The organism is Paraburkholderia tagetis (assembly GCF_022213065.1).
In the GTDB taxonomy this organism is placed as follows: Bacteria; Pseudomonadota; Gammaproteobacteria; order Burkholderiales; family Burkholderiaceae; genus Paraburkholderia; species Paraburkholderia tagetis.
This window is the reverse complement of record NZ_JAKLJA010000012.1, coordinates 163,152-187,046: the sequence shown is the minus strand read 5'-3', so window position 1 is coordinate 187,046 and position 23,895 is coordinate 163,152. Positions and strand designations below refer to the sequence as shown.

At 67.0% G+C, this 23,895-nt stretch carries 22 protein-coding genes and 1 pseudogene; 7 read left to right on the top strand and 16 right to left on the bottom strand.

Annotated features, from left to right (window positions below; all coding sequences use genetic code 11):
- The 4 genes from L5014_RS17015 to L5014_RS17000 form a co-directional block, all read right to left on the bottom strand.
- Positions 1–249: NTP transferase domain-containing protein (locus tag L5014_RS17015; RefSeq protein ID WP_238464890.1), on the bottom strand; the 249-nt coding region annotated here is incomplete at its 3' end.
- An 89-nt stretch (positions 250–338) separates the two neighbouring features.
- Positions 339–1,436: a tRNA 2-thiocytidine(32) synthetase TtcA gene (gene ttcA / locus L5014_RS17010; protein WP_238464889.1), complete on the bottom strand. Its 1,098-nt coding sequence runs from the start codon at positions 1,434–1,436 to the stop codon at positions 339–341.
- Between the two features lie 3 nt (positions 1,437–1,439).
- Positions 1,440–1,835 (bottom strand): dihydroneopterin aldolase, encoded by a 396-nt coding sequence (locus tag L5014_RS17005; protein WP_238464888.1) that lies wholly within the window; start codon positions 1,833–1,835, stop codon positions 1,440–1,442.
- 253 nt (positions 1,836–2,088) lie between these two features.
- On the bottom strand, positions 2,089–2,868 hold the full coding sequence (locus tag L5014_RS17000; RefSeq protein ID WP_238464887.1) for an SDR family oxidoreductase: 780 nt from the start codon (positions 2,866–2,868) through the stop codon (positions 2,089–2,091).
- Between the two features lie 154 nt (positions 2,869–3,022).
- On the opposite strand from L5014_RS17000, the gene L5014_RS16995 reads away from it, so the two are divergent.
- Both L5014_RS16995 and L5014_RS16990 read left to right on the top strand, forming a co-directional pair.
- On the top strand, positions 3,023–4,282 hold the full coding sequence (locus L5014_RS16995) for a class I SAM-dependent methyltransferase (RefSeq protein WP_420800081.1): 1,260 nt from the start codon (positions 3,023–3,025) through the stop codon (positions 4,280–4,282).
- 46 nt (positions 4,283–4,328) lie between these two features.
- Positions 4,329–4,523: a DUF2905 domain-containing protein gene (locus tag L5014_RS16990; RefSeq protein ID WP_238464886.1), complete on the top strand. Its 195-nt coding sequence runs from the start codon at positions 4,329–4,331 to the stop codon at positions 4,521–4,523.
- A gap of 73 nt (positions 4,524–4,596) precedes the next feature.
- Here L5014_RS16990 and L5014_RS16985 read toward each other — a convergent pair whose 3' ends face one another.
- The 4 genes from L5014_RS16985 to L5014_RS16970 all read right to left on the bottom strand — a co-directional run bounded on the left by L5014_RS16985 (position 4,597) and on the right by L5014_RS16970 (position 9,599).
- Positions 4,597–5,853, bottom strand: a complete 1,257-nt coding sequence (locus L5014_RS16985) for a multifunctional CCA addition/repair protein (protein ID WP_238464885.1) — start codon at positions 5,851–5,853, stop codon at positions 4,597–4,599.
- Entirely contained in the window at positions 5,850–6,497 is a 648-nt protein-coding gene (locus L5014_RS16980) for a glutathione S-transferase family protein (RefSeq protein ID WP_238464884.1), read from the bottom strand. The genes L5014_RS16985 and L5014_RS16980 overlap by 4 nt, the downstream gene beginning before the upstream one ends.
- Positions 6,498–6,541: 44 nt before the next feature.
- Positions 6,542–7,498, bottom strand: a complete 957-nt coding sequence (locus tag L5014_RS16975) for a complex I NDUFA9 subunit family protein (RefSeq protein ID WP_238464883.1) — start codon at positions 7,496–7,498, stop codon at positions 6,542–6,544.
- 121 nt (positions 7,499–7,619) lie between these two features.
- Positions 7,620–9,599, bottom strand: coding sequence for a lytic transglycosylase domain-containing protein (locus L5014_RS16970; RefSeq protein ID WP_238464882.1), 1,980 nt, complete (start codon positions 9,597–9,599; stop codon positions 7,620–7,622).
- 47 nt (positions 9,600–9,646) lie between these two features.
- On the opposite strand from L5014_RS16970, the gene L5014_RS16965 reads away from it, so the two are divergent.
- The gene (locus L5014_RS16965; protein WP_238464881.1) at positions 9,647–10,246 is read left to right on the top strand and encodes a 5-formyltetrahydrofolate cyclo-ligase; all 600 of its coding nucleotides are present in this window, start codon (positions 9,647–9,649) and stop codon (positions 10,244–10,246) included.
- Positions 10,247–10,352: 106 nt separating this feature from the next.
- Here the strand turns inward: L5014_RS16965 and L5014_RS16960 are convergent.
- A pseudogene (locus L5014_RS16960) lies at positions 10,353–10,436 on the bottom strand (winged helix DNA-binding protein); the annotation flags it as partial.
- Positions 10,437–10,561: 125 nt separating this feature from the next.
- Here L5014_RS16960 and pxpB point away from each other — a divergent pair.
- From pxpB to pxpA, 3 genes are all read left to right on the top strand, one after another.
- Positions 10,562–11,254 carry a 5-oxoprolinase subunit PxpB gene (gene pxpB, locus L5014_RS16955; protein WP_238464880.1) on the top strand — a complete coding sequence of 231 codons (693 nt, stop codon included), beginning with the start codon at positions 10,562–10,564 and terminating at the stop codon, positions 11,252–11,254.
- On the top strand, positions 11,251–12,330 hold the full coding sequence (locus tag L5014_RS16950; protein ID WP_238464879.1) for a 5-oxoprolinase subunit C family protein: 1,080 nt from the start codon (positions 11,251–11,253) through the stop codon (positions 12,328–12,330). Before pxpB ends, L5014_RS16950 begins: the two co-directional genes overlap by 4 nt.
- Positions 12,331–12,554: 224 nt before the next feature.
- Positions 12,555–13,310, top strand: a complete 756-nt coding sequence (gene pxpA, locus L5014_RS16945; RefSeq protein ID WP_238464878.1) for a 5-oxoprolinase subunit PxpA — start codon at positions 12,555–12,557, stop codon at positions 13,308–13,310.
- A gap of 43 nt (positions 13,311–13,353) precedes the next feature.
- On the opposite strand, the gene L5014_RS16940 is transcribed toward pxpA, so the two are convergent.
- Positions 13,354–14,238, bottom strand: a complete 885-nt coding sequence (locus L5014_RS16940; protein ID WP_238464877.1) for a glycosyltransferase family 2 protein — start codon at positions 14,236–14,238, stop codon at positions 13,354–13,356.
- Between the two features lie 260 nt (positions 14,239–14,498).
- On the opposite strand from L5014_RS16940, the gene L5014_RS16935 reads away from it, so the two are divergent.
- On the top strand, positions 14,499–16,634 hold the full coding sequence (locus L5014_RS16935) for a tetratricopeptide repeat protein (RefSeq protein WP_238464876.1): 2,136 nt from the start codon (positions 14,499–14,501) through the stop codon (positions 16,632–16,634).
- Here the strand turns inward: L5014_RS16935 and L5014_RS16930 are convergent.
- The 6 genes from L5014_RS16930 to L5014_RS16905 form a co-directional block, all read right to left on the bottom strand.
- Positions 16,615–17,712 (bottom strand): TraB/GumN family protein, encoded by a 1,098-nt coding sequence (locus L5014_RS16930; RefSeq protein WP_238464906.1) that lies wholly within the window; start codon positions 17,710–17,712, stop codon positions 16,615–16,617. The two genes, L5014_RS16935 and L5014_RS16930, sit on opposite strands and share 20 nt — an antisense overlap.
- A 254-nt stretch (positions 17,713–17,966) precedes the next feature.
- The gene (locus tag L5014_RS16925; RefSeq protein WP_238464875.1) at positions 17,967–18,977 is read right to left on the bottom strand and encodes a peptide ABC transporter ATP-binding protein; all 1,011 of its coding nucleotides are present in this window, start codon (positions 18,975–18,977) and stop codon (positions 17,967–17,969) included.
- Positions 18,974–19,981: an ABC transporter ATP-binding protein gene (locus L5014_RS16920; RefSeq protein ID WP_238464874.1), complete on the bottom strand. Its 1,008-nt coding sequence runs from the start codon at positions 19,979–19,981 to the stop codon at positions 18,974–18,976. The genes L5014_RS16925 and L5014_RS16920 overlap by 4 nt, the downstream gene beginning before the upstream one ends.
- A gap of 2 nt (positions 19,982–19,983) precedes the next feature.
- Positions 19,984–20,901 (bottom strand): ABC transporter permease subunit, encoded by a 918-nt coding sequence (locus L5014_RS16915; RefSeq protein ID WP_238464905.1) that lies wholly within the window; start codon positions 20,899–20,901, stop codon positions 19,984–19,986.
- A gap of 53 nt (positions 20,902–20,954) precedes the next feature.
- Positions 20,955–21,968: an ABC transporter permease subunit gene (locus L5014_RS16910; protein ID WP_238464873.1), complete on the bottom strand. Its 1,014-nt coding sequence runs from the start codon at positions 21,966–21,968 to the stop codon at positions 20,955–20,957.
- Between the two features lie 138 nt (positions 21,969–22,106).
- The gene (locus tag L5014_RS16905; RefSeq protein ID WP_238464872.1) at positions 22,107–23,741 is read right to left on the bottom strand and encodes an ABC transporter substrate-binding protein; all 1,635 of its coding nucleotides are present in this window, start codon (positions 23,739–23,741) and stop codon (positions 22,107–22,109) included.
- Between the last annotated feature and the right edge of the window lie 154 nt (positions 23,742–23,895).

The following is a 23,895-nucleotide window of genomic DNA, read 5'->3' as shown; positions in this document are numbered from 1 at the left end:
GGTGTCGATGACGTGCGAGAGAAGCGGCTGGCCAGCCAGAGGATGGAGCACTTTCGGCAGAGCGGAGTGCATGCGCTTGCCCATGCCTGCCGCGAGGATCACGATGTTCATTGCATCGGTGACTTGAGAGGGAATGAAGCAATCGATTTTAGCATGGGGGGTATCCCCAACGTCGCCTGCCGGCGGGCCTTTGCCGCACCATTCAACACACTTTTGCATACGCACGACAGACGTAAAAAAAGCGGCCATGGCAGGCCGCCTTGGGGTCCGATGCGGGTTTCGTGCGCGGTGCGTGCAAAACCCGCACTGCACCCGCACTGCACTGCTTGCGCCCTGTTTCAGAGTTCGTCGATGGGCGTGAACTTGAGCGCCGCGCCGCCGTTTGCCAGCGCATCGGGCGCATCGGACGCAGGGGAAGAATCGCTCGAGCACGGCTCCTCGTCGAACGCGATATCGCCCGCCGGGTCGGCTACGCCGGTCGCACGCAGGTCCTTGAAGCCGAACAGCGAGGCATCCATCAGGTGCGAAGGCACGACATTGCCGAGCGCGTTGAACATATTTTCCACGCGGCCCGGAAAGCGCTTGTCCCATTCGCGGATCAGCGCCTTCATTTCCGCGCGCTTGAGGTTGGGCTGGCTGCCGCACAGGTTGCACGGAATGATCGGGAATTCGCGCAGTTCGGCGTACTTCTCCAGATCGGTTTCCTTCACGTAGGCTAGCGGCCGGATCACGATGTTCTTGCCGTCGTCCGACTGCAGCTTGGGCGGCATGCCCTTCAGCTTGCCGCCGTAGAAGAGATTCAGCAGCAGCGTCTGGAGGATGTCGTCGCGATGATGGCCGAGCGCGATCTTGGTCGCGCCAAGCTCCCCCGCCACGCGGTACAGGATGCCCCGGCGCAGGCGCGAGCACAGCGAGCAGGTGGTCTTGCCCTCGGGCACGAGGCGCTTGACGATGCTGTAAGTGTCCTGATTCTCGATGTGGTACGGCACGCCCACCTTGTCGAGATATTCGGGCAGCACGTGCTCGGGGAAGCCGGGCTGCTTCTGGTCGAGGTTCACCGCGACGATCTCGAAATTGATCGGCGCGCGCTCGCGCAGGCGCAACAGGACGTCGAGCATCGCATAGCTGTCCTTGCCGCCCGAGAGGCACACCATGACCTTGTCGCCGTCCTCGATCATGTTGTAGTCGCCGATCGCCTGGCCGACCTGGCGCGCGATGCGCTTGAACAGCTTGTTGTTCTCGTAGGCTTCCTTTTGCTCGCGGCGCGTGAGCGCGCGGCGGCCGCTTTCTTCGGAAGATACGTCGGAAGGAGCGCCGGACGAGGCTTCGGTGGCGACTTCGGAGATCGCCTCGATGACCTCGGCGGCCACGGGGTTCTCAACGGCGTTAGTTGCGTTAACGGCCTCAGTAGCGGCGAGCATGTCGGGGGCGTTCATGAATCAGTCCTCTTTGATGCGAAAGACCTCGACGCCCACCGCGTCGCAGTCCGGATACACGTCGGGCTTCGCGGTCGACACGCACACGGCGCGCACCTGCTCGTGCGAGAGCAGCGCGGCGGCGAGGTCGTCGCAGAGCGTTTCCTGCAGATGGATATGGCCCTGGCCCACGCGTGCGGCGACGGTTGCGCGCATGAAGTCGTAATCGACGACTTCGCGCAGCTTGTCTTCGCGCGGCGTGGTCGACTCGAGCGGAACGAACAGATCGACATTGATGATGACGCGCTGTTCGCCGCGTTTTTCGAAGTCATGCACACCGATGTTGATATGCACTTCGTAGTTGCGCAAGAAAAGCCGGCGGCAATCGGCGAGCCGGGGATGCAGGAGTACGGCGGACATGTTCGTTCCAGTCGATAAAAGCGTGGGTGTTCTTGCACGTGCGCTGCGCGCCACGCGGGTCATATGAGTTGCAAAAGGGCTGCGACGCCTGGGTTGCAAAGCCTTCGTGCGTTTGCATTGCAGGCGCGATGGCCGGATTCAGGCCGCGATCGAATGTTCTCGCAGCCGCGGCGGTCTGCGCATTTAGTTGCATTATTGGGCGCCGCTCGCCAAACGGCGCCACAACGCGGTTCGCTGCCCGATCAGGTCGAATTCAGGCCGACGCCTGATCGCCCGTCAAAAACATCACGTCGCGCGGCAGCGGCACGAGATGCTGGCCGCCGTCGACGACCAGCGTCGTGCCGGTCACGCCCGAAGCCTGCGCGAGATACAGCGCGGCCTCCACGAGATCGCCGGGACGCGACGCCCGCCCAAGCGGCGTGACCTTGTGCGCGGCGGCGAAGCTCTCCGGCGTCTGGTCGCCCGATTGCAGCGTGAGGCCGGGCGCGAGACCCACCACGCGCATCTTTGGCGCAAGCGCCTGGGCGAGCGCGACGGTGGCGTTCTGCAACGCGGCCTTGGTCAGCGTGTACGACAGATAGTCGGGATTCATGTTGTACAGCTTCTGATCCAGCACGTTGATCACGCAGGGTCGCAGCGATTCGTCCTGCACCGCGGCTTCGGGCGTCGCCGCCCACAGCGTGCGCGCCAGCACGAGCGGCGCGCCCACGTTGATCGCCATGAGGTGCTGCAACGTCGCGTAGCCGACGTCGCGCGCCGTGTCCTCCTCGAAGCGCGACGCGTTGTTCAGCACGCACGCGGGCAGGCCGAGCGCCGCGGCGCAATCCGGCACGAGGCGCGCCACTTGCGCCTCGTTCGCCAGATCGGCGTGCAGCGCGAGCGCGCGGCGGCCCATGGCGCGAATCTGCGCGACGACCTCATCGGCCTCGGCCCGCGAGCCGCCGTAATGCACCGCCACGTCCCAGCCGCGTTCGGCAAAGCCCAGCGAGAATGCGCGGCCGATGCGGCGCGCACCGCCCGTCACCAGGATCACGCGTGCCGCAGACCCGGCGCCGGAATGCGAGGACGACGCCGATGGCGATGTCGACTCGGACGACTGGCTCACGTTCGATACAGGGCCGGATGGCTGGACGCCCTTTGGCGGCGCGCCCTCTGGCGGCCCCCCCGAAACCCCGCCAGATGGCCGGATGCCCGATGTTTCGCTCATTTACAATGCCGGGATGAATCCGAAAGCTCACGAACCCGCTAGTTTACCTGTTCCCGAGCCGATCGCGCTCGCGCAGTCCGAGGCGCTCGCCGCAACCCTGCGTGCGGAAGTCGCCGCGGCGGGCGGCTGGCTGCCGTTCGACCGCTACATGGAGCGTACGCTCTACGCGCCGGGACTCGGCTATTACAGCGGCGGCGCACGCAAGTTCGGCCTCTTTGCCGACGACGGCAGCGACTTCGTGACCGCGCCCGAAATGTCGCCGCTCTTCGCGGCCACGCTTGCGCGCGCCGTGGGCGAAGCGCTTGCGGCCAGCGGCACGCGCGCGCTGATGGAGTTCGGCGCCGGCACGGGGCGGCTCGCGGCGGGCGTGATGCTCGCGCTCGAGGCGCTCGGCGTGCCGTTCGATTCGTATGCCATCGTCGATCTCTCGGGCGAGCTGCGCGAGCGCCAGCGCGAGACGATCGCCCAGCTCGCGCCGCATCTGGCCGCGCGCGTGCAGTGGCTCGACGCGCTGCCCGCGCAATTCGAAGGCGTGGTGATCGGCAACGAGGTGCTCGACGCGATGCCGGTGCGCCTCTTCGCGCGCAAGGACGCCGTGTGGCACGAGCGCGGCGTGAGCGTGAATATGGAGGTGAACGGCGGCGGCGCGCTCCAGTTCTCGGACCGGCCGGCCATGAGCGGACTCGACGCCGACTGGACGCAGAGCGTGCCCGGCAGCGTGCTCGCGCAGATCGAAGGCAGCGAAGATTACGTGACGGAAACACACGAGGCCGCGCTCGCCTTCACGCGCACGATCTGCACGATGCTCGTGCGCGGCGCGGCGATCTTTATCGACTATGGTTTTCCGCACGGCGAGTACTACCATGCGCAGCGCGTGCAAGGCACGCTGATGTGCCACTACCGCCACCGCGCGCACGGCGACCCGTTCCTCTACCCGGGCCTGCAGGACATCACGGCGCACGTGGAATTCAGCGGCATCGCCCAGGCGGGCGTCGAGGCGGGCGCGGACCTGCTCGGCTATACCTCGCAGGCGCGCTTTCTGATGAACGCCGGCATTACCGAAGTGCTTGGCGAGATCGATCCGCACGATGCCGCGCGCTTTTTGCCGGCCGCGAACGCGGTGCAAAAGCTCGTCTCGGAGTCGGAGATGGGCGAGCTATTCAAGGTGATCGCGTTCTCGCGCGGCATCGATGCGACCATTGCCGCGTTCGCGCGCGGCGACCGCAGCCACACGCTCTGAGCGCCAGCCATTCACGAATTCACGAACCTCACGCTATCGGCCGACCATGATCCGCTGGTTCATCACCACCTTCATCGCCGTGGCGATTCTCTCCAGCGCGCAGCCGTGGCTCCGCAAGCTCGGCATCGGCCGGCTGCCCGGCGACATCACGCTGCGCATCTTTGGCCGCGAGTATCCGCTGCCGTTCATGTCGACGCTCGTGCTCTCGATGGCACTTTCGTTTCTCGTGCGCATGCTCTGAGCGCACGCTGAATGTGAAAACGGCGCACCTGTGCGCCGTTTCGGGCTTCTCTCCGTGGTGACGCGCCTTCGCGTCAGTTGGCGCCCAGCGCCTCTTCCACCGCCGCAACCCGCGCGCGGTGCACTGCTTCCTTGATCTTCTCCGCGACGCCCTTGCCCGCGCCCGCCTCGGTGATCGTGCTTGCGATCGCACCCGCGTCCACGCCGCGCGCCGCGGTGAGCGCCACGCGCAGCCGTTCGGCCTGCGGATACGGCGCGTTCTCCCAGTTCAGGCGCCCGCGCAAATCCGCCTCGCAGGCCTGCAGCGCTTCGGCAAAGCGCGCGGGCTTGCGCAACGCATCGCTGCGCTCGAGCATGCGCACGAGCGCAGCGGCGCCCATGTCCATCACGCGATGCACGTTGCCATGCTCGCGCGCCACGAGCACCGCTAGGTCGCGGCATTCGTTGGGCACGCGCAGCCGGTCGCACAGTGGCCTGAGCAGGTCGACGCTACGCCCCTCATGGCCGATATGGCGCGGCAGCACCTCCTCGGGCGTGGTCGCCTTGCCGAGATCGTGCGTGAGCGCCGCAAAGCGCACCGGCAGCGCATAGCCCTGCGCGGCGGCATGGTCGATCACCATCATCACGTGGATGCCGGTGTCGACCTCGGGGTGATAGTCGGCGCGCTGCGGCACGCCGAAGAGACTGTCGACTTCGGGCAGCACGCGCGCGAGCGCGCCGCACTCGCGCAGCACCTCGAACATGCGCGACGGCTTGTTCTCCATGAGCCCGCGCGCGACCTCCTGCCAGACGCGCTCGGGCACGAGTGCATCGACTTCGCCAGAGGCCACCATCGACTGCATGAGCGCCATGGTTTCGGGCGCGACCGTGAAGTCGGCGAAGCGCGCCGCAAAGCGGGCGATGCGCAGAATGCGTACCGGGTCCTCGAGAAACGCATCGCTCACGTGACGGAACACGCGCGCGCGCAAATCGTTCGCACCGCCAAACGGATCGACCACGGGCCCGGTCAGCACGCCGCCGGGCTGGACCTCGCGCGCCATCGCATTGATGGTGAGATCGCGCCGCGCGAGATCTTCCTCGAGCGTGACATCGGGCGCGTAGAAGAACTGGAAGCCGTGATAGCCCGCCGCCGTCTTGCGCTCGGTGCGCGCGAGCGCGTACTCCTCCTGCGTCTGCGGATGCAGGAATACCGGAAAATCCTTGCCCACCGGCCGATAACCCTGCGCGGCCATCTGCTCGGGCGTGGCGCCCACGATCACATAATCGCGGTCGCGCACGGCCAGGCCCAGCATTTCATCGCGGATCGCGCCGCCTACCACGTAAATCTTCATGCGTCGGGTTCGTCGTGCTCGATGCGATGGGTTTCCTTGCGCGCGGCCTCGATCCACGCCGCGACGGCGGGCGCGGCGCTCACGCGCGCCGCGTAGGCGGCCGCTTTCGCCGAGAGCTGCGGCGCATAGGAGTTAAAGCGCATCACGACGGGCGCGTACATCGCATCGGCGATGCTGAATTCGCCGAACAGGAACGGGCCGCCGCTGGCGTCGAGACACGCGCTCCACAGTGCGTCGATGCGTGCGATATCGGCGAGCGTGCCGGGCGTGGCGTCCGCGCCTGGCTTCGAGGTGCGGATCGCCATCGGCATGTTCGAGCGCAGGTCGGTGAAGCTCGAATGCATCTCGGCGCTCACACTGCGCGCACGCGCGCGTGCATTCGCGTCGCGCGGCCACAGCGCGTGCTGCGGGAAGCGCTCCGCGAGCGTCTCGGCAATGGCGAGCGAGTCCCACACCGCGAGGCCGTCGTCGGTGACCAGGCACGGCACCTTGCCCGACGCCGAGAACGCGAGAATCAAGGCTTTCGTTTCGGGCTCGCCGAGCTCGATCCGCACCTCTTCGAAGGGAATGCCGAAATGCGTCATCAGCACCCAGGGGCGCATCGACCACGACGAGTAGTTCTTGTCACCAATGACGAGCTTCATGTTCACCGTTGAATAAAGAGTCAAGGTTGGGGCGCGCGATGCATCTACCTGTGCGCGCTGGTGCGGAAGATGTTCAGGCGCGCGCGCAGCGAGGCATCGGCGAGATAGAGCGGCGCGATCGTTTCGATGCTCGCGGGCTCCACGCCCAGCTCGGGTGCGAGCGGACCGGTGAGCACGCTGTCGATTTTCATCGAATCGAGATTGTCGCGCGTGAGCACCGGCACGCCGGGCGCCATTTCGAACGAGAGTGCCTGCAGCCGTGCGAACGCATCGGGCAGCCGCACGATGCGCGCGTGACGGCCCACCACCTCGCCGCAGTACTGCACCAGTTGCTCGAGCGTGTAAACCGTCGGGCCGCCGATTTCATAAGTGTGCCCGCTCGCAGCGTCGAGATCGAGCACATTGACGATCGCCTTCGACACGTCGCCCACATAGACGGGCTGGAACTTCGCATCGGGCATGCCGAGCGGAATCATCGGGAAAAGCTTTTGCAGCACCGCGAAGCGGTTGAGGAAGGTGTCGTCCGGGCCGAACACGACGGACGGGCGCAGGATCGTCGTGGCAAGCGCCGTGGACGCATGCACCGCCTTCTCGCCCTCGCCTTTCGAGCGCAGATACATGCTCGGCCCGCGCGGGTCGGCGCCAATCGCGCTTATGTGAATCAAGCGGTGCACGCCCTTGCTCTCGCAGGCGGCGACGATTCTCGTGGGCAGCTCGACGTGCAGTTTCGCGAAGCCGGGGCCGTAGGGCGTGCCATGTCCGCCGTTGAGCGTGCCGACGAGATTGATGACGGCGTCGGCGTTTTCGACGAAGCTCGCGAGCGCGACCGGATCGGTCACGTCGGTTTCGATGACGTCGATGGGAAGCAGGGTGAGATGGCGGGCGTTGGCGCGCCGGCGGGTGGCGATGCGCACGTCCTTGCCCGCCTCGACAAGCGCGTTGACGAGGTGGCTGCCGATGAATCCCGAACCGCCGATGACCGCGATGGCTTGATGTCTCATCTTCGACCTCCTCGTGCATCCTCGTGCGGACACCGGCGCCGCGCGCCGGGACCCGCACGGGGAGGTTTCGGGCAGCGGCGCGGCTCGCGAACCGGAGAACGCGAGCCGTGCCGCGTGATGCTCACTGCAGCGGCGAGATAAAGCCGAGACGCGTCTTCAGCGATTGCGGACGGCCCTCGAACAGCGCCGCGTAGTAGACCGTGTTCGACAACACGTTTTTCACGTAGTCGCGGGTTTCCTGGAACGGAATGGTTTCCGCGAAGATTGCGCCCTCGACGCCGCGCGGCAAGCTGGCGCGCCACTGGCGCGGGCGACCCGGCCCGGCGTTGTAGCCCGCGGTGGCGAGCACGGCGGAACCGTCGAACTGATTGTAGATCATCGACAAATAGTTCGTTCCGAGCAGAATATTGGTGTTGATGTCGTTGAGCTGATCGCGCGAAAGCGGACCGATGCCAATCTTCTTCGCCACCATCTGCGCCGTGGCCGGCATGAGCTGCATGAGGCCGCTCGCGCCCACGCCCGAGCGCGCGTTCAGGATGAAGCGCGACTCCTGGCGAATCAGGCCGTAGGCCCATTCGACATCGAGGCCGTTGGTTTGCGCGTCGCGCTCCACCACGTCGCGGAACGGCGCGAGATAGCGCAGCGAGAAGTCGTGCTGGGTTTGCGTGCGGTCGGCCGTGTTGACGGTGCGGTCGAGCAGCTGGATGCGCCTGGCGTATTCGGCGGTCGCCAGCAACTGGCGGTCGCTCATGCCGCGCAGCGGCCAGTTCCATTCGCGGTTGCCTTCGAGCCGCAGGTTCAGCGCATAGAAGCGCTGCGCGAGCGCGAAGCCCGGCGTTTGCGCGACCTGGGCGATGTCGGCGTCGGTGACCGTGGCCTTGGGCGGGACGGTGATCTTCTGGCCGAGCTCCTCGGTCGCGAGCTGGCCGTAGAAGTTATAGCCCTGCGAGATCGACGCGAACTCCTGATTGGCCTGATCGGTCTGGCCCGCCTGCTTGAGCGCGCGGGCGTGCCAGTAGACCCACGAGGGCTGCGCGCGCAGCGCCGCGGGCATCTGCTCGATCGACCAGCGCACCATGGTCCAGTCGCCGCCGAGCAGCGCCGCGCGCGTGCGCCATTCGTATGCGGGATTCGAGAGCGGCGCGTTGGCCGAGAGGCGATACCAGTCGAGCGCGGCCGGCATGCGCTTGAGCGCGCCCTGATAGCCGATCGTGCCCCAGCCGATCGCGCGTTCCGGCGAGGTGAGCGAAGGCGCGACCTGCGCGAAGGTGGCTGCCGCCATGGCGGGGTCGTTGCGCGCCATCGCGGTGAGCGCGAGCAGCGCGAGCTGGTGCGATTGCGGGTCCGCGCTCACGCCGCGCGCAAGCGTGAGCGGCGGCGTGCTGACCGCCTGGCTGAACGCCGTGGGGTCGGGCCGTTGTGCGAGGCCATCGAGCAGCTTCGCGCCCGTCGAGGTCTGGTTCTGTTCGTAAGCGAGGCGGATCTGCTGCCAGACGTCGTCGCTCGAGAACTGGCCTTTGATCGCGAGCGCCGTGATGAGGTCGACGCAGCCGTCGCCGTAATAGCGCGGCTCGGTGAGCAGCGCGCGCGCATCGTTCGCGACGTTTTCGCCGCGCGCCGCGCGCGATTCCAGCGCGTAGCACTTCACCTGCGTGTCGTCGTTGAGCACGAAGCGCGCATATTGCTGGTCGAAGTTCGACCAGTCGTGGCGCGCGCCGAGCACGACCAGATAGTCGTTGCGCAGACGGTCGGCGATGGCCTCGCCGTCGTGGCGCTGCAGGAACGAGAGCACCGGCGCGTCGGGTGCGTCCACGAGCGCATGACCCTGCGAATCGAACAGTTGCGGTTTCAACTGGAAGTATTCGAGGTATGAGGGCGCGGGATAATCCGGAATCGTCGCGGCGAGTTGCGCGGCGCGCGCAGCATCGTTATTGCGTGCGGCTTCGCGAAGCTGAATGAAGGTTTGGTCGTCGTTTGAAAGTGCGGCGCCTGGGGAGAGGGCGACGGGACGCACGGCATCGGCCGTGCTGCACGCGACGAGTGCCGCGGCGGCCAGTGCAAGACCGGCCGCGCGATATACTCGGACAAGGCGTTTGGACATCGTTATTTCTGGAGCGCGAGGTGAACCCAAGCATAGCATGCAACCCCATGGCTCAATCCAAAAAGGCGTGGCGTATACGACTTCGCCCAACGCGTCTTGAAGCGTCTTCCAGCGCGCCGGCCAATGCCGCGCTGAGCGCGCATCTCGATGCACTTGTCGGCCGTCTTGCACCGCGTTCGATCGGCTTTTACTGGCCGTTGCCAGGCGAGTTCGACGCGCGCGAATGGATCGCGTCATGGCTCGCTGCCGACGCGTCGCGGCGTGCCGCGCTGCCCGCGATTCCCGAGCGCCATGCGCCGCTGCACTTCTACTTCTGGACACCGGGCGCGCCGATGCGCGAAGGCCATCACGGCATTCCCGAGCCCGCGTCCGCCGAAGCGGCGCTGCCCGATCTGCTGCTCGTGCCTTGTGTGGGATTCGACCGTGACGGCTACCGGCTCGGTTACGGCGGCGGCTATTACGACCGCACGCTCGCGGCCTGGCCCGGCGCGAGCTTGCCGCTCACCGTGGGCATGGCCTATGAGGCGTGCCGTATCGACGACGGCGTGCCCGAGCGCGGCGCGCACGACTTGCCGCTCGACGCCGTGGTCACCGAAGCCGGCGCGCATCTCGTGGGGCGCCTCGCTTCCGGTGAGTCTTCGCGTTGAGTTTTCCTGCTGCGTTTTCCCGTCGTTTTCCCGCTTCGTTTTCCCGCTGCATCCTCCCCTTGAGGCACTCCCGCGCCTACCGCGCCCGACCGGGCGCGGCGCGTGCTCAGAGCGACGCCGCCGCGCGCGCGGCCGTGTCGTGGAGCCCCGACGCATTGCGCATCAATTGCGCCGCGTCGCCGATCTTTTCTCGCTCTCGACGAGAGCCCCCGCGCGACCCGCTTCATGAGCGCATAAGTGGCTTTATCGATAAATTATCGAGAATGCACCCTGACAAAAAATCGGTCGCCTGGCCCGGCGCCGGAGCCTGAAACCATGCGCAATCCTGTTCCCCGTATTTACTTTCTCGGCGACGAAGCCCTCGTCTGCGAAATCCCGCCGCCCGCCACGCTGGAGGTCCAGCGCCGCGTCTGGGCCGTGGCCGCGAGCGTGCGCGGCTGGGACGCCGTGCGCGAAGTCGTGCCTGGCATGAACAATCTGACGATCACCTTCGATACGCTCGCCGCCAATCCCGACGCGCTCGCCGCCGCGCTCGAAGCAGCCTGGCGCGACGCCGAGGGTGCGGAGCACGCCGCGCAGGAGGGCCGCGAAGTCGAGATCCCGGTGAGCTACGGCGGCACAGCCGGCCCCGATCTCGTCGCCGTCGCGCGGCACACCGGGTTCGCGCCCGCCGATGTCGCCGCGCGTCACGCGGCGGGTGTCTACACCGTGTTCTTCCTCGGCTTTCAGCCGGGCTTCGCCTATCTCGGCGGGCTCGACGCCGCGCTGCACACACCGCGCCGGCGCGAGCCGCGCCTCGCCGTCCCCGCCGGCTCGGTGGGCATCGGCGGCGAGCAGACCGGTATCTATCCCGCGCAGGCGCCCGGCGGCTGGCAACTGATCGGCCGCACCGCGCTGGCCCTTTTCGAACCCGCACGCAATCCGCCCACGCTGCTCATGCCCGGCGACCGCGTGCGTTTCGTCATCGAGAATATCAACGAGAACCCCGTCGAGGAGACCCACGCATGATCGAAGTGCTGCGCGCCGGCCTGCTCACCACGGTCCAGGATCTCGGCCGGCCGGGTTACCGGCATCTCGGCGTCGCCACCGGCGGCGCCCTCGACACGCTCGCGCTCGAAGTGGGCAACCGTCTCGTCGGCAACCGGCATGACGCGGCGGGGCTCGAAATCACTTTCGGCCCGGTGGCGCTGCGCTTCGCGCGCGCGACGCGCGTGGCCATCACCGGCACCGAATTCGGCGCGACGCTCGGCGGCAAGCCGGTGTGGTCGTGGTGGAGCCTGCCGGTCGCGGCCGGCGAGGAACTCGTGCTCAATGGCGCGAAGCGCGGCATGCGCGCCTATGTGTGTGTCGCGGGCGGCATCGACGTCTTGCCGATGCTCGGCTCGCGCAGCACCGACCTCGCCGCCGGCTTCGGCGGCCTGGCGGGCCGCGCGCTCAAGGATGGCGACCGCCTCGCCACGGGCGCGTCGTTCGCGGCGGGCGGGGAGCGCGCGTCGCTCACGCCCGGCGCGCCGCCGTTCGGCGTGAAGGCGCCGTCGCAATGCGGCTTTGCCTACCTCGAGGAAGCGCCTCACCGGCGCGGCCGCCATCCGGACGGCGTGCTGTGGGCCGTGCCCGTGCGCGTGCTGCGCGGCCCCGAGTACGACAGCTTCACGCCCGAAGCGCAGCGCGCCTTCTGGTCCGACGAATGGCTCGTCACGCCCAACAGCAACCGCATGGGTTATCGGCTCGAAGGCACGCCGCTCGCGCGCGAGACGGGCACCGACCTGCTCTCGCACGCGGTGCTGCCGGGCACGATCCAGGTGCCGCCGAACGGCCAGCCCATCGTGCTGATGAGCGACGCGCAAACCACGGGCGGCTATCCGAAGATCGGCGCCGTGGTCCGCGCCGACCTGTGGAAGCTCGCGCAAGTGCGGCTCACGGCGGGCCTGCGCTTCGTGGAGGCGACGCCGGCTGTCGCGCGCCACGCGCTACAGGAGGAACGGGCGTATTTGCGGCAGATCGATACCGCGATCGCCATGCAGGACGAGCGTCATGCGAGCCGGCGCGTGCGCGCTGCGGCGACCGGGAGCCCGGGCGCATGAAGTGGGCGCATGAAGCGGCATGAAGCGGGCGGCGAAGCGAGCCGGTGGAGCGGCAACGCCATCGCCGACCCGGCCGAGTCGCTCAACCCGGGCCGAGTCGGTCAATCAGCCAACCCGGCCAACCGTGTCAACGGACAAGCAGCAAGGCATCGAGCCAGACATCGCGCGCCCGCGACGCATCGAAGCGCGGCGATGGGGCGCGAGGCAACACGGAGAGAAACATCATGACGACCATTGATCTGAACGCCGATCTCGGCGAAGGCTGCGGCTCCGACGAGGCGCTGCTCGACCTCGTGAGTTCGGCCAACATCGCCTGCGGCTGGCACGCGGGCGGCGCCAACGCCATGCGCGAGTGCGTGCGCTGGGCCGTGGAAAAAGGCGTGTCGATCGGCGCGCATCCGAGCTTCAACGACCCCGAGAACTTCGGCCGCAAGGAGATGAACCTGCCCGCCGAGGAAATCTACGCGGGCGTGCTCTACCAGCTCGGCGCGCTCTCGGCGATCGCGCAAGCCGAAGGCGGGCGCATCGCGCACGTGAAGCCGCATGGCGCGCTCTACAACCAGGCCGCGCGCGACGCGAAGATCGCCGACGCGATCGTCTCCGCAGTGCACGACTTCGACCCTTCGGTGACGGTGTTCGCGCTCGCGGGCAGCGGGCTTGTAAGCGCTGCGCGCGAAGCAGGCCTCGTGGCCGTGGAGGAAGTGTTCGCCGACCGCGGCTATCGCGCCGACGGCTCGCTCGTGCCGCGCAGCGAGCCCGGCGCCCTGCTCGACGACGAGGACACCGTGCTCGCGCGCACGCTCGCGATGGTGCGCGAGCAGCGCGTGCAGGCCGTGGACGGCGCGTGGGTGCCGCTCAACGCGCAGACCATCTGCCTGCACGGCGACGGGCCGCATGCGCTCGCGTTCGCGCGGCGCATCCGGGTGGCGCTGGACGAGGCCGGCATCGGCGTGCGCGCGGCGGGCGTGGCCGACGCCTGAGCGCGTTTGCTGCTGAACGCGCTCGGGTTCTGAAGCGCCGGTTTTACCGCTCGGCAGGCGCGGTGCGCAGCGCCTCCACGAACTGCGTGAACTTCGGGAAATGCCGCGTCACGAGCGCGTCGGGCAGCAGATACTGCGGAAAGCTCGCCGCGCTGTGATGCGTATGCAGGACGTGCAGACACAGACCGACGTCGTCGGCGAAGTGCGCGAGGTTCGCGCCGCGCTCGAGCGCGGCTTGCAGGAACGTGCTGTCCGCATGGCGCTTATTGTGCTCATCGTGCGAACCCGACTCGAACGGACCCGCGGCCCACAGGCGCTTCGTGTAGACGTAGCTGAAGCCGTAGCCGGAATGGTTGTCGGCAAACGCGCGATGATCGACGGGAAAGTTGAGCGCCGTCATGGGCTGCGGACTCCAGTGAAAATGCAGCCCGCTCTTGCGCAGCAAGTCCCACCACGCGAACTGGCCATAGATGCGGCTATACAGAAAGAACGCACTGAGCTTGACGATATCCGCCCGGCGCGCGCCCAACTGCGCGCACATGACGCGCAGATAATCCGGCGCATAGTATTCGCCGTCGTCGAAATGGGCGATGACTTCGGCGCGCGCGAGCGCCACCGCGAGATTGCGCCTGGCACCGACGCTCATGCGCTGCGGCACGTGGCGATACACCACGCGTGCATCGCCGAGGCCCTGCATGAAGGCGCTGGGCCGCTCGCTGTCGTCCACCACGATCCACTCGCAGGCCCCCAGGTCCTGATGCGCGAACGACCGGTACACATGCGGCAGCATGGCCTCGCGCTCGCAGGTGGGCGTGATGACGCTGACAATGGGCGCAGTGGGCATTGCAGTGGATACCGCAGTGGGCACCGCAGTGGACAGAATAGGTACACCCGGCGCGTCGGTCCGGGTGGTTGGTGAATTCGTCATATTGCCCTCCTGGCCAGACAAAAGCCGGATGGTAGAGCCGCCTCATGGGAACCGAAATCGAATTCCCTCTAAAGCCGCATTCACCCACATTCACCCGCATTCCCCTTTTGGGCCGCGCATGGCGTTTCGTCATGGGTTGCGTCGCTTTCGGAGTTTTCTTATCGAAGCGGCAAGGCCAGAACCTTACCTTGTGCGGTTCTCCCCCATTTCGGCCGGTTCCGCGCCCCTTGCGCAGCGCGCCCGATCCGCCTCCCATTCCCATGACTCCGAACGCCTCCGGTCCCGCCGATCCGTCCACGCCCGACGATTCCGCCGATTCCCCCGATTCCGCCGAATGTGCCGCACGCGCTGAACGCGCTGACCACGCCGATGCCGCTGAATATGCCGATCCTGGCGCGCGCTTTGCTGCCGCCCTCGAAGCCCACAGCGCGGGACGCCTTGAAGAAGCGCAAACGATCTATCGCGCGTTGATCGAGCGCGACCCCACGCATGCGGATGCGTTGCATTACTGGGGCGTCGTGCGCCATCAACTCGGCGACCATCGGAACGCGCTCGCGCTGATGGATCGCGCGCTCGGGCACGCTCCCGCCGACGCGGTCTGCTGGAGCAACCGCGGGCTCGCCGCGCTCGCGCTCGGCCAGCACGTCGAAGCGGCGCACAACCTGCGCGAAGCGCTGCGCCTTGCGCCCGGGTTCGCCGACGCGCACAACAACCTCGCGCTGGCGCTACGCGAAGCGGGCGACTTTGCGGGTGCGGAGCGCCACTGCCGCGCGGCGCTCGCGCTGGCGCCGGCGTCCGTGAACGCGCATGTGAACCTGGGCAGCGCGCTCGCCAGGCTCGGGCGCCACGAGGAGGCGCTCGCGTGCTATCGCGAAGCGCTCGCGCTCGCGCCCGCCGACGCCGCCATCCACTTCAACCTCGGCAACGCGCTGCGCGCCCTCGGCAATGACGCCACCGCCATCGCGCATTACCGTCAGGCCGTCGAGCTGGCGCCAGGTTACGCGGCGGCCTGGGTGAACATGGGCACCGCGCTCGGCCAGACCGGCGACTATCGGGCTGCGGAAACCTGCTATCGCAAGGCGGTGGAGCTGGAGCCCAACGCGGCGAATCTCGTGTGCCTGGGCGCTTCGCTGGGCGCGCAGGGCCGCAACGACGAGGAAGAGCCTTACTACCGGCGCGCGCTCGAACTCGACCCGGAGCACGCCGACGCACGCCAGAACCTGGTCTGGCTCAAGCTCAAGCGTGGCGAGTATCGCGAAGGCTGGGCCGAATACGCCCGGCGCTGGCGCGCGTGCGACTACGCGCCGTTCGACATCGAAGGCATGGCCGAGTGGCAAGGCGAGCCGCTCGACGGCAAGCGCCTCCTGCTCGTGCACGAACAAGGCTTCGGCGACCAGATCCAGTTCGTGCGCTATGCGAGCACGCTTGCCGGGCGCGGCGCGAGCGTGGACGTGTGCGTGCCGCAGCCCCTGCAACTGCTTGCGCAGTCGGTGCCGGGCGTGCACCGCGCGTGGACCGGCACGCCAGCCGGCGATTACGACTACTGGCTGTACGTGATGAGCGCGCCGTCCGCGTGCGGCACCGAGCTCGACACGATTCCGGCCACGGTGCCCTATCTGTTCGCGCGCGACGTCGACATTCAGGCGTGGAAGCCGCGCGTGCAGGCGGCCATGCTCGCGGACCTCGAAGCCGCCGCAAAGCCTCTCGCAAAATCCGCCGCAAAACCCGCCGCACAATCCGCAGCACAATCCGTCACCAAGGCGGGCGCGCGCAAGCCCGCCGGCTACCGCAACATCGGCCTCGTCTGGGGCGGCAGTCCGACCTTCTACAACAATCGCAACCGCTCGGTCGCGCTGGCGGCGTTCCGGCCGCTCTTCGCGCTCGAGAAAATCAGCTGGTTCTCGCTGCAAAAAGGCGAGGCGGCCCGCGCGCAGCTCGCGGCGCTGGCCGGTGACGCCACGATCCACGCATCGATTCACGACTTCACCGACGATCTGCGCGACTTCGGCGACACCGCCGCGCTCATCATGAATCTCGATCTCGTGATTGCCGTGGACACATCGGTCGCGCATCTGGCCGGCGCGCTAGGCAAGCCGGTCTGGATCCTCGTGCCGGCGAACGGCGAATGGCGCTGGCTCGAAAAGCGCGCTGACTCACCGTGGTACCCCACGGCGCGGCTCTTTCGCCAGCGCGAAGTGGGCGACTGGCAACCGGCGCTCGACGAGCTGCGCGACGCGCTCGCCGAAAAGCCCAGCCGCACAGCCAGCGCGGGCGCCCGCAAATCCGCGCCGAAGGCGCCCAACCCGCACAAAGCGCAGAAAACCGGGCAAGCAGACACACCGCCGACAACGCCGCCGGCCAACGGCGAGCTGGATCTCAGCCCGGATCGACCGTGAAGCCGCGCTGCCGCAGCAACTGGAGCACGCCCTTGCGCCCGCCCAGGTGCAGCGCGCCGATCGCGACGAAGAGCGGCTTGTTGGGCGCGGCGTACTGCTGCATGCGCGCGACGAAGCGCCGGTTGCGCTCGTAGACGATGCGGTTATCCACCGAAGCCGCCACACGCGGGTCATGTGCAAGTTTTTCGGTGCGCGCGGCATCCCAGGCCGCGATGGCGTCGGCGTCACCGAGTCGCCACAGGCGCAGCAGCGTGTGCACGTCGGCGACGTTTTGCGCGGGCGTCTGCGCGAGATCCTGTGCGAGCATTTCGCGCTGCTGCGCGAGGTTGAGGTACGTGAACGCACGCATCTGCTCGGCCAGCGTTTCCAGCCCGATCACGCGCCGCCCCTTCAGACTCAGGAACACGTTCTGCAACTGCGCCTCGGTGCCGTATTCGGTCTGCAGGCCGGCGCTCAGTGAATCGTAGGTTTCCACCAGCAGCGAGGCGAGCCACGGCTTCATCTTGCGGATTTCGGCGAGCGCCTCGGGGTTGCCGCGCAAGCGCGCCGCCAGCTTCGCCCACAGCGGGTCGGGCAGGAGCTGTTGCAGGCAGGGTTTGCGGCACACGCCATATTTCGAGACGTCGTCTTGGGAGACGAGCAGATCGTCGGGCGAGAGTTCGAGCGCGAGCGTGGGCGAGGCGTTGAGCGCCGCGAGGATCGGCGCCCGGAACGGCTGGTTTGGCGGGTAGTCGGCGGGGTCGCCCACATGCAGCGTGCCGAGCAGATAGATGGTGGTGGTGCCGCGCGTGGCGACATAGAACGGCATGCGCGCCGGTTGCGTGCGCACCGGACCGCCCGCCGTGGTGCCCGACGCGTAGCTCGGCACGGCCGGCGGCGAGTGAAAGCCTGGCAGGCCGCCACCCGAGGGCAGGCCGGGCGCGGGAATGGCGGGATGCACACCGGGCGTGTTGGCGGCGGCGGTCGCGGCAAGCGCGCTGGGCATGAACGATTGCATCCGCAGTAACGGGCCGCTGAAGAGGGACAGCGCGGCCAGCCACGCGTGCCATGCCCCGCCCTCGCTTGACTGGCCGTGCATCGCGCCCTGCGGCCACACGAGTCGCAGCGGCCGGTCGAGCGACGGCCCGAGGGCGACGGCCAGCGCGAGCGCCCCGCCCAATGCCGCGCGCAGCCACGCACGCACGGATGAACGCAGGGATGAACGCACCCGCGCCCACGCCATGGCACCGGCCGTCATGACGCGCCCCCGGTCTTGCATCTTCAATGCGGCACGACGGCCGCCCCTGAGCTGGCGGCGCGTAAAACGACGCTCCGCCGTCGCTTCAGGCATTCCTATTCCCCTACCTCCTCTGCACGATGGCAGGATACCTGACGCCCATCCACTTCGCGAAGCATCGGCACTTCCTTGCGACACCGCTCGATCGCATATGGACAACGCTGATGGAACGTGCAACCCGGAGGCGGGTTCAGCGGCGAAGGCAGCTCGCCCTCGAGCTTGATCTTCACGTGCCGGTCCGCTTCGAAGATCGCGGGCGTCGCCGAAAGCAGCGAGCGTGTATACGGGTGGCGCGGCCTCCCGATCACCGTGTTCTTGTCGCCGAGCTCGGCCACGCCGCCCAGGTACATCACCATCACGTCGTCGGCGATGTGCTCGACCACGGACAAGTTGTGCGAGATAAACACATAGCTCGTGCGGAACTGCTCCTGGAGGTCCATGAACAGATTGAGGATCTGCGCCTGGATCGAGACGTCGAGCGCGGAGACCGGCTCGTCGGCCACGACGATCTGCGGGTCGAGGATCATCGCGCGCGCAATCGCCACACGCTGACGCTGGCCGCCCGAGAACATATGCGGATAGCGCTTCGCGTGCTCGGGCCGCAGGCCCACGATGCGCATCATGTGCGCGATGCGGTCGGCGCGCTCGCTCGCCGTGAGCTTGGTGTTGATGGCGAGCGGCTCGCCGAGCGTCTGCTCGACGGTCTTGCGCGGATTGAGCGAGGCGAACGGGTTCTGGAACACCATCTGGACGCGGCGGCGCAGCGCGGCGATCTTCTCGTGGTTCGCGTGCGCGACGTCCTCGCCGTCGATGGTGAGCTTGCCCGCGGTGGGCGGCTCGATCATCGTGAGCTGGCGCGCGAGCGTGGACTTGCCGCAGCCCGACTCGCCCACCACCGCGAGCGTGCGCCCGCGCGTGAGCGAGAACGACACGCCGTTGAGCGCCTTCACGGTGCCCGTGCCGAACATGCCGCGCTTCACGCTGTAGTGCTTCTTGAGATCTTCCGCGACGAGAACCTTGTCGTCCTTATGGTCTTCGCGAGCCGCGGATTGCTGGACTGCGTTCATCGCGCGCCTCCGTTGGATTGAGTCACCGCCACGTTCAGCGGCTTGATGCAGCGAACCTGTGCATAAGCGTTTTGGTCGACGCGATCGGCCACCGGATCGAGCTTCGGCCGCGCCTTCATGCAGTCGTCCACCACGTACTTGCAGCGCGGCGCGAACAGACACCCGCTCGGGCGGTCGTCGCGGCCGGGCACCATGCCGGGCAGCGCGGCGAGACGCATGGCCCCCTTGTTGTGCTCGGGAATCGCGGCAAGCAGCGCCTCGGTGTACGGATGATGCGGGCGCGAGAAGATATCGGGCACGCGGTTGGTCTCGATGATCTCGCCCGCGTACATCACGGCCACGCGCTGCGCGACTTCGGACACCACGGCCAGATCGTGCGAGATCAGCACGAGCGCCATGCCGCGCTCCTTCTGCAAGCGCACGAGCAGCTCCATGATCTGCGCCTGGATCGTCACGTCGAGCGCGGTGGTGGGCTCGTCGGCGATCAGCAGCTTCGGGTTGCAGGCCACGGCCATCGCGATCATCACGCGCTGGTTCATGCCGCCCGACATCTGGTGCGGGAAGTTGTCGATGCGGTTCTTCGCGTCGGGAATGCCCACCTGGTCGAGCAGTTCCAACGCGCGCGCATGGAGCGCCGCGCCGCGCAGGCCTTCGTGCAGCTTGAGCACTTCCTTGATCTGATAGCCGATGGTGTAGCTCGGGTTCAGGCTCGTGAGCGCGTCCTGGAACACCATGGCGATGTCCTTGCCCACGATGCGGCGGCGCTCCTTGCCGGTGGCGTTGAGCAGGTCGCGGCCGTCGAACGTGATGGAGTCGGCGCTCACCTTGCCGGGGGCGTCGATGAGGCCCATCAGCGCCATCATCGTCACGCTCTTGCCCGAGCCCGATTCGCCGACGATGCCGAGCACTTCGCCCGGCGCCACGGAGAGGTTCACGCGGTCCACAGCGGGCAGGCCGTTGAAGTTCACCGCCAGATTGCGGATGGTTAGCAGTTCTTTCTTCATGATCAGGCCATCCGCTTGAGCTTGGGATCGAGTGCGTCGCGCAGCCCGTCGCCGAGCAGGTTGATCGCGAGCACCGAAATCAGGATGGACAGACCAGGCATCGTGACGATCCACCAGGCGCTGTCGATATAGTCGCGCGCCGAGGCGAGCATCGCGCCCCACTCCGCCTTGGGCGGCTGTACGCCGAGGCCGAGAAAGCCCAGCGCGGCGGCGTCGAGAATCGCCGACGAAAAACCGAGCGTGGCCTGCACGATCAGCGGCGCGGTGCAGTTGGGCAGCACCTGCGAGAACATCAGGCGCAGCGTGCCGGCACCGGCTACGCGCGAAGCGGTCACGTACTCCTTGTGCAGTTCGCCGAGCGCCGAGCCGCGCGTGAGACGCACATAGCCCGGCAGCGCGACGATGGCGATTGCGAACATGGTGTTGGTGAGGCCCGGGCCGATAATCGCGACCACGGCCACCGCGAGCAACAGCGAGGGCAGCGCGAGCAGCACGTCCATGAGACGCATGATGGGCGTGTCGGCCCACTTCTCGAAGAACGCGGCCACGAGCCCGAGCACGATGCCCGGAATCAGCGCGAGCACGACCGAGACGCAGCCGATCCACAGCGACAGCCGCGCGCCGTACATCAGACGCGAGAGGATGTCGCGGCCGGCTTCGTCGGTGCCGAGAATGAACTTCCAGTTGCCGCCGTCGAGCCAGGCGGGCGGAATCTTCACGAAGTCGCGGTACTGCTCGATGGGGCTGTGCGGCGCGATCAGCGGCGCGAAAATCGCCACGAAAACGAGCAGCAGCACGATCACGCCGGCGCCCACGGCGCCCCGGTTGCGCGAAAAGTTCGCCCAGAATTCGCGCAGCACGAGCGCGCGGCCCGAAGGCGGCGTGACGGCGGCGGGCACGGTGTTCTGAATGTCAGCCATCATGCCTCCACGAATCGCTGGGTGTATTGCGGGTTTGCATCGTCATGGCGTGATTACCTCGTATGTCGAATGCGCGGATTGAGCACGCCGTACAGCAGATCGACGAACAGGTTCACGACGATCACGAGTGTCGCGATCATGAGAATGCCGCCCTGCACTACCGGATAGTCGCGGCGGCTGATCGCGTCGATCAGCCATTTGCCGATGCCGGGCCACGAGAACAGCGTCTCGGTGAGCACGGCGCCCGCCAGCAGCGTGCCGACCTGCAGGCCGATCACGGTCACCACGGGAATGAGCGCGTTGCGCAGCGCATGCACGACAATCACGCGCACAGGCGAGAGGCCCTTGGCGCGCGCGGTGCGAATGTAATCCTCACGCAGCACTTCGAGCATGGACGAGCGCGTCATGCGCGCGACCACGGCAAGCGGAATCGTGCCGAGCACGATGGCGGGCAGGATCAGATGCGAGAGCACCGAGCGGAACGCGCCCTCGTCGGTGCCGGGCAGCAGCGAATCGATCAGCATGAAGCCCGTGACGTGCGGAATATCGAACTCCACGGCGATGCGCCCCGACACCGGCGTCCAGCCGAGCTTCGACGAGAACACCATGATGAGGATGAGCCCCCACCAGAAGATCGGCATCGAGTAGCCGGTGAGCGCGGTGCCCATCACGCCGTGATCGACGACGGTGCCGCGCCGCAAGGCCGCGAACACGCCGGCGGGCAGGCCCACGATGAGCGCGAACATGAGCGCGCAGAACGAGAGCTCGATGGTGGCGGGAAAGCGCGCGAGGAACTCGCCCATCACGCTCGTGTTGGTGATGATCGAGGTGCCGAGGTTGCCGTGCAGCGCGTGCCAGACGTAGTGCACGTACTGCAACGGCAGCGGCTCGTCGAGCCCGAGGCGGTGCATGGCCTCGGCGTGCATTTGAGGATCGACGCCGCGCTCGCCCATCATCACTTCGATGGGGTCGCCCGGAATCAGGTGGATGAGCGCGAACGCAAGCAGCGTGATACCGATGAATGTCGGTATCACCATGCCGATGCGGCGCAATACGAAGCGGAACATGTGGTTGTTCCCCCAAAGCCTTGAATGAAACGCAACCGGCGACAGGGGCTCGTGACCCCGGTCGCCGGACCTTATTTCGACAGTTTTCCGTTTAGGTGTTGACTGAGCGAAAGTGAGTGAAACGCTACGCGAGCGCCTTTACTGCATGCCGACGCCGTCGAAGCGCGCGTAGCCGAGCGGCTCGATGCGCATGTCGGTCACCTTCTTGCTGACCGGCTGATAGACGGTCGAGTGGGCGATCGGCGAGAACGGCAGTTGCTGCGCGAAGATCTGCTGCGCCTGCGTGTAGAACTTCGTGCGCTGCGCCTGCTCGGGGGTCTGGCGGCCCTTCTGGACCAGTTCGTCGAACGGCTTGTAGCACCACTTGCCGAAGTTGTTGCCGTTCACGGCCTCGCAGCCGAGCAGCGTGCCGAGCCAGTTGTCGGGGTCGCCGTTGTCGCCCGTCCAGCCGATCAGCATGGAGTCGTCCTCGCCCGCGTGCGCGCGCTTGATGTACTCGCCCCACTCGTAAGTGACGATCTTCGCCTTCACGCCGATCTTGGCCCAGTCGGCCTGGATCATTTCGGCCATCAGGCGTGCGTTCGGGTTGTAGGCGCGCTGCACCGGCATGGCCCAGAGCGTGATCTCGAAGCCGTTCGCCTGACCCGCCTTCGCGAGCAGCGCCTTCGCCTTCGCGGTGTCATACGCGTTCGCCTTCAGGCTCTTGTCGTAGGACCATTGCGTGGGCGGCATCGGGTTGGTCGCTGCCTGGCCCGCGCCCTGGTACACCGAGTCGATAATCGCCTTCTTGTTGATCGCCATGTCGAGCGCGTGGCGCACGTCCACATTGTCGAGCGGCTTGTGCGTGACGTTGTACGACAGGTAGCCCAAATTGAAGCCCGGCTGCGAAGGCATCGCGATGTTCGAATCGGCCTTCAGCGGCGCGATGTCGGCGGGACGCGGATAGCTCATCACCTGGCATTCGTCGCGCTTGAGTTTCTGCACGCGCACGCTCGCGTCGGGCGTGATCGAGAAGATCAGCTTCGAGAGCTTCACCGCGCCCGGCTTCCAATAATCAGGATTGCCATCGAAACGGATGGTCGCGTCCTTCGTGTAGCTCTTGAAGATGAACGGACCCGTGCCGACCGGATACTGGTTGATGTCGGCGGCCTTGCCGGCCTTCATCAGTTGATCGGCGTATTCAGCCGAGAGAATCGAGGCGAATTCCATCGCCATGTTCTGGATGAACGGTGCGTTCGGCTCGTTGAGCGTGAACTTCACCGTGTACGGATCGACCTTTTCGACCTTCGCGATCAGCTTGTCGAGGCCCATGTCGGTGAAGTACGGGAACGACACCGGGTACGCCTTGCGGAACGCATTGTTCGGATTGAGCATGCGGTCGAACGAGAACACGACGTCGTCGGCGTTGAACTCGCGCGTGGGCTTGAAGAACGACGTGGTCTGGAACTTCACGCCATGGCGCAGATGGAACGTGTAGGTCTTGCCGTCGGGGGAAACGTCCCACGATTGCGCGAGACCCGGTTCGACCTTGGTGCCGCCGCGCTCGAACTCGACGAGGCGGTTGTAGACGGTGAACGTGTTCGCGGTGAAGTCGGTGCCGGTCGTGTATTGCGCCGGATCGAAGCCGGCGGGGCTGCCTTCCGAGCAGTAGACGAGCGTCTTGTTCGGGATGCTGCCCGCGGCGTGCGCGAGGGGGGCTCCTGCAATCGATGCCGCTGCGAGCGCCACGAGGGATGTCAGTCGTGCAGCACGCAACAGTTTGTTTTCGTTCATGTTTCCTCCAGTTCAGTACCGGCCTCGTGAGCCAGCGTAGCGCGATCTTACAAGAGCACTGCCCGCGCTCACAAGCTGGCCAAAATGACCATTGCGCGCGGGAAATGCCGATTGACAGGCTTGCTGCGAGCGGCTTCCCGGCCGATTTTCGTGT